8 protein-coding genes are annotated in these 4,603 nt (G+C 56.9%); 4 read left to right on the top strand and 4 right to left on the bottom strand.

Annotated features, from left to right (window positions below; translation table 11 throughout):
• The first annotated feature begins 372 nt into the window (after window positions 1-372).
• Window positions 373-792 carry a hypothetical protein gene (locus EQV96_RS23185; RefSeq protein WP_073510845.1) on the top strand — a complete coding sequence of 140 codons (420 nt, stop codon included), beginning with the start codon at window positions 373-375 and terminating at the stop codon, window positions 790-792.
• A 31-nt stretch (window positions 793-823) separates the two neighbouring features.
• Here the strand turns inward: EQV96_RS23185 and EQV96_RS23190 are convergent, their stop codons facing one another.
• Entirely contained in the window at window positions 824-1,072 is a 249-nt protein-coding gene (locus tag EQV96_RS23190) for a hypothetical protein (RefSeq protein WP_095003394.1), read from the bottom strand.
• A gap of 241 nt (window positions 1,073-1,313) precedes the next feature.
• On the bottom strand, window positions 1,314-1,631 hold the full coding sequence (locus tag EQV96_RS23195) for a hypothetical protein (RefSeq protein ID WP_095019824.1): 318 nt from the start codon (window positions 1,629-1,631) through the stop codon (window positions 1,314-1,316).
• A 292-nt stretch (window positions 1,632-1,923) separates the two neighbouring features.
• On the opposite strand from EQV96_RS23195, the gene EQV96_RS23200 reads away from it, so the two are divergent.
• A complete protein-coding gene (locus EQV96_RS23200) occupies window positions 1,924-2,187 on the top strand; it encodes a ribbon-helix-helix protein, CopG family (RefSeq protein WP_010657468.1) in 264 nt (87 codons plus the stop codon).
• Window positions 2,150-2,440, top strand: coding sequence for a type II toxin-antitoxin system RelE/ParE family toxin (locus EQV96_RS23205; protein WP_084357101.1), 291 nt, complete (start codon window positions 2,150-2,152; stop codon window positions 2,438-2,440). The genes EQV96_RS23200 and EQV96_RS23205 overlap by 38 nt, the downstream gene beginning before the upstream one ends.
• A 63-nt stretch (window positions 2,441-2,503) precedes the next feature.
• Here EQV96_RS23205 and EQV96_RS23210 read toward each other — a convergent pair whose 3' ends face one another.
• On the bottom strand, window positions 2,504-2,752 hold the full coding sequence (locus EQV96_RS23210; RefSeq protein ID WP_095003392.1) for a hypothetical protein: 249 nt from the start codon (window positions 2,750-2,752) through the stop codon (window positions 2,504-2,506).
• Between the two features lie 98 nt (window positions 2,753-2,850).
• Window positions 2,851-3,279: a hypothetical protein gene (locus EQV96_RS23215; RefSeq protein ID WP_010657471.1), complete on the bottom strand. Its 429-nt coding sequence runs from the start codon at window positions 3,277-3,279 to the stop codon at window positions 2,851-2,853.
• A 1,123-nt stretch (window positions 3,280-4,402) separates the two neighbouring features.
• Here EQV96_RS23215 and EQV96_RS23220 point away from each other — a divergent pair.
• A partial coding sequence (locus EQV96_RS23220) for a hypothetical protein (RefSeq protein WP_240882453.1) occupies window positions 4,403-4,603 on the top strand: 201 nt, incomplete at its 3' end.

Below are 4,603 nucleotides of genomic sequence, written 5' to 3' on the forward strand. Positions count from 1 at the left end.
TGGAAGCTGGACAGACGGGAGTTTTCCCGACAGAATTGGCTTACCAGGTCTCGTTCCCCGCACCGAAAAGCAGAGATTCCCCGAGACCTTGGCCAGAGCGATTGCCGTCGCCGCTGGCCCGAATGAAACCCTGCCTTGGCAGGGTTTTTTCGTTTTAATGCTATGTATCTATTACCCAAAGATATTGCGTTTGCTCGCTCAGCGCAAACCCTGTGTCTTTCACAAGCTGCCGTGTGGGTCTGGCAGCTGTGCTGCCTACCAGCACGGTAGCCAACAAGGTCCACCGGACCGCGTTAGGGAATGGTCGGTTAAGTCTCATAAATAGCAGTAGACTGTAGGGCACCCTACAGACAGAACCCGACACTGCCCTACATGGCAAAATTAACCATCGGCCGCATGGCAAAACTCTACGGTTTACACCGTTCAACATTGCATGAGGCCGTGTCTAAAGGCCGCGTAACTGCTGGCCTAGACGGTAAAGGGCAAAAGGTTATCGACCTATCAGAAATGATCCGCGTTTATGGCGAACCACAGGGGATCACCCTACACCGCCCTACACTTGACCCGACACCCTCGCCCTACACTTCCCCTACACCTGAAATGGACGCCTTACACCCAGCCCTACACTCGTTGGTTGAAGAGGTTCGATTGCTGCGTGCAGAGATACAAGAGCTGCAACAATCACTTCGGCTGATCGAGCATAAACCTGAGCCTAAACCTGCATTGCCTCACAACGCGAAGCCAGGGGAAGCCCCTACTTGGGCAAATTTGCTCGACGCTCTCGATAACTAAAAGCCGTGGCCAGTTTCGCGGGCGCGAAACTTCATAGTTCCACCGCAAAGCCTCGCACGCCGAGCCCTTCGGCAAACCGCCCCACTGCCGTCAGGCTGGCCCAGGTACGAATCGCTTCGCGCCGTGAGCGCACCGCGATCAGCCGGGAGTGCGGCCCGCCGAGGCGTACCGAAAACGTCCACTTGGTGCGGCTAGCATCGCGGCCCACAACAAACTCCCTAACCGCGTTTTGTTGCACCAGGTGCTGCAGCGCGTCTTCGTGAATTCCTTCGCCAATCATTTATCGAGTACGACCGGCAAATGGCGTAGAACCGCTGCTAGCTCGCGCCAAGGGTGCTGTGCCACTTCCGCTGCGCCGATGCAACCTGCCACATGAGCAAAAGGAATGTCTGCCTCTTGGACGCTTTGGCAGACACCGCAAAGCGTGCACGTCACGCCTTCATACTCCAGAACCCATTGAATATGCCAACACGTTAGCCCGAGCTCTAAGCCGTAGTGAGCAGTGGAACCGTCACGGCTGCTCATTCTGGTACCACGCCAGACGGGCCGCCCAAGGTGGCCGCTTCACAGGCAAACGCTGCCGCCTGTGGTGGCGTCAGCGCTCCGGCGGCGACCACGGCGTTTAACCAGTCCCAGAGTCGAGTTACACAGCGCGTCTGCTGCTCAGCCACTTCCTGCAGGTGATCCAATAATTGCGCCTCCAACGCCTCAATCGAGGTGGCCAGCACTTGCGGCTGCAGCTCCAGGGCGATGCGCTCAAGCAGTGCGCCAGTGTCCGGGGACAGCGTGCGCAGGTCGCGCAAACGGCGCTCATAAGACGGCGTGACGGGTAACGGCATGGCAGGGGTGTCCTTATCCGAGTCAGTGGCCCACCGTGCGTAAAACCACAGAGGTGGGGTCTGGCGTACCAGTGTAGGAGGGGTGTGGTTTCCGTGCCCAGAAAAAAAGGCCCCCACGACTCTCTCAAGTGTGGGGGCCTTTTGAACATAAGCGGCGTTATTCGCACTGGGTCGATGATAGTGAGTGCTCATAAATGATTAGCAAATAGTTGCGATATTCCACTGATAGTGGAATACTCAAATATGAGTAGACAACGTCTACATCGTAGACAACATCGTGTGGAGTGATAACATGGCCTCGCCTGTCCTGTCTTTTCGTGTGGAATCGGAGCTGATTAACCAGCTCGATCAGCTCGCTGAAGCAACTGATCGGGATCGTCAGTACCATCTCAAACGTGCATTGGCACGTTATGTAGAGTCAGAGTCCTGGCATTTTCGAGCGGTAGCCGAAGGGATCGCTGATGCTGAGGCAGGCAATCTAATCGACTTGGATGCCGTGAAGGCTAAGTGGGTGGCTCGTGCCGAAAATCGCATTAACCAGCAAAGCGGACAGTGACCTCGAAGGTATCTACGAGCATTACGAACCGCGTCTAGGTGCTGAAAAGGCCGAGGAAGTCATTTCCCAAGTGCTGGAAGCCATAACCCGACTGGAGACCTTTCCTCAGTTAGGGAAAGCCTCGGATATCCCTGATTGCCGAGAACTGATTATTTCGAAATACCCCTATCGATCTATTTACACGCGGAAGGGGGATACCATCCTGATATATCGAATTCTCCATCAGCACGCGGAACGCCCTGAAGATTGGTGAGTTCGGAAGCAAAAAATCCTGCCTTTTGGCGGGATTTTTTGTGTCCGACTTACATACGCGGCGTTATTGGAAGTCTTCGCCCTGCTCGCGGGCCTTCGCCTTCGCACGCTTGCGCTGCCCCCACCATTCTTCAAACAGAATGCCCCCAAAAACCCCCGTCAGCACCGCCAACACTAGCCAGTCCCCCCACGACCACCCAACCCCGTACCAGCCGAAGACATCAAAGTGTCCCTTCTGGAAGCCCACGTACAGGAAATACACCACCGCCATAAGGCCCGCGTTACGGCAGGCACTGCCAAACGTCATACGCATTGCGACACCTTCTTGGCCCGTCCGGGCGGGTTCCTTTCTATTCGTTATGCGCTCCCGTGTTACTAGTAGCAACAACCGGTCTAACGATATTTTCGCGGCTAAAATCCGGCGGCAGCTCGAGCCCGCAATTTCATGACGGTTCGCGCTGAAAGTCCCCTAATGTCCTCGCCATGAAAAACCATGTGCGCCCGATGCGACTTGGTTTCCGCGTCCCAATCATCCAGATCATCGATCAGGAAGGCGTGATTGCCTAGGTACGCTGCCGCCAAGTCAGCGGCCAGGCTGCGGGCGGGTTCGCCTGCCGTTTCGAAAACCCAATCCAGAATGTCACTCATCTGCTCGGCGGGTGTCCGCGGCACAACACCTTTGGCCTGATCCTGGACGAATGCGTTGTAAAGAAGTGCGCCAGCCTCGGGATCTTCTGCAGGGTTGCCCGGGCAGAGCCTGGGCTCCCAGGGAATCTGATACATCGATTGGCCAAGTACGTCCTGCAGGACGTAATCCGACGGCTTTACCAAACGCTGCATGAGATGGCTCCTTAAAAAATCGCATGGTAGCGCATCCCGAGCAGCCAAAAGCTGCTCGGATAAACCGCCACCTCTGGTGGCGTGAACAGCCTGACAGACGCCTCCCGAGCCCACGAGGGGGGGGAGGAAAAATGGCCCCCAGGCCAAATTTTTCCGGTCTGCCCTGGTGAAGCCCGTTCAGGGCGTAACCAGGGTGCGAAGCATCCGGCCGCACCGCTTGCGTGCGCGTCAGGTGAAACCGGACCAACCTGGATTCGCGATGTAGCAGTCGAGAAAGGGACAAAGGACCGCAACGAGACGTCGCGCAATTGCAGAATGCAGGTTGGTCCGGCTTTGCCGGGCGCGCACGCGGGTGAATTTTCGAGACAAGCCCGTTCAGGGCGCAGGTGAGGAAAGAGGGTGGAGGCTCGCGCAGCGAGTCGGAACCCTGAAAGCCTGACGGGGCGCTCCCCCGGAAGGTTTGGGCGTCCCGCAGGGCGGCCACGACAGACCGTAGGGATGGCGCGCTGTTGCTCTGCTTTTGTCTTGGATTATCTATGTGGCGTTCTATTGGTCGTTCTATTGCGTTGGCTATTGCTTCAGCAATAGAACGCCAATAGGAGAGGTATAAAGGTATAAAGGTGAAAAGGCACAAAAGGGCAAAAAGCCAAGAGCATTCGCGCTACGCGCTCACCAGCTCGACCCCCTAAAGGGGGACCCCCACTCGCTGGGAAAGATCCAAAGCGGGTAATAACCCTGAGAGACAAGAGCACGAGCAATGATGGCTGACGCCAGTCTAAGGCCGCCCACTGGCGGCAATAATGATGGCTGCGCGACGCACTTGATGGCTCCCACTGGCGTGGGAGCCCCTACGATCGGCTTTTAAAAAAAGCGTCTCGCATGACTCCACGCAGTGAGGATTTTGTTCCAGGTGCGACCACCCGGCTCCCACTCCCAACAGGCGTTCCAGACTTTCGGGGATTGTTTACCACTGCGCCCCCTGCCCTCTTCGGCGTCTGGCGGTTGGTGGGTTTTAGGACAGTGACAGCGCCCGTGGTTGGGTTTTTACGCTGCCCTGCCATTGCCTTCTCGCCCTTGCGGGTCGCACCTAACCGGCTATACCGGCTGCCGTGAAGAGATCCCCTTGATCGGCAGCTATTACTTCCCGGGCCCAAAGCATCTTGATTCCAAGCGTCGGGAAGAGGTGTCGGGGGAGGCTGGAAGCTGGACAGACGGGAGTTTTCCCGACAGAATTGGCTTACCAGGTCTCGTTCCCCGCACCGAAAAGCAGAGATTCCCCGAGACCTTGGCCAGAGCGATTGCCGTCGCCGCTGGCCCGAATGAA

The sequence above is a fragment of the Pseudomonas sp. TMW22080 genome (assembly GCF_022496745.1).
GTDB lineage: Bacteria > Pseudomonadota > Gammaproteobacteria > Pseudomonadales > Pseudomonadaceae > Aquipseudomonas > Aquipseudomonas bubulae.

What these genes read in the sequence shown, in the direction of transcription:
- EQV96_RS23190 (WP_095003394.1), bottom strand. Translation starts at nt 1,072, where the DNA reads ATGATTGGCGAAGGAATTCACGAAGACGCGCTGCAGCACCTGGTGCAA.
- EQV96_RS23185 (WP_073510845.1), top strand. Translation starts at nt 373, where the DNA reads ATGGCAAAATTAACCATCGGCCGCATGGCAAAACTCTACGGTTTACAC.
- EQV96_RS23215 (WP_010657471.1), bottom strand. Translation starts at nt 3,279, where the DNA reads ATGCAGCGTTTGGTAAAGCCGTCGGATTACGTCCTGCAGGACGTACTT.
- EQV96_RS23195 (WP_095019824.1), bottom strand. Translation starts at nt 1,631, where the DNA reads ATGCCGTTACCCGTCACGCCGTCTTATGAGCGCCGTTTGCGCGACCTG.
- EQV96_RS23210 (WP_095003392.1), bottom strand. Translation starts at nt 2,752, where the DNA reads ATGCGTATGACGTTTGGCAGTGCCTGCCGTAACGCGGGCCTTATGGCG.
- EQV96_RS23200 (WP_010657468.1), top strand. Translation starts at nt 1,924, where the DNA reads ATGGCCTCGCCTGTCCTGTCTTTTCGTGTGGAATCGGAGCTGATTAAC.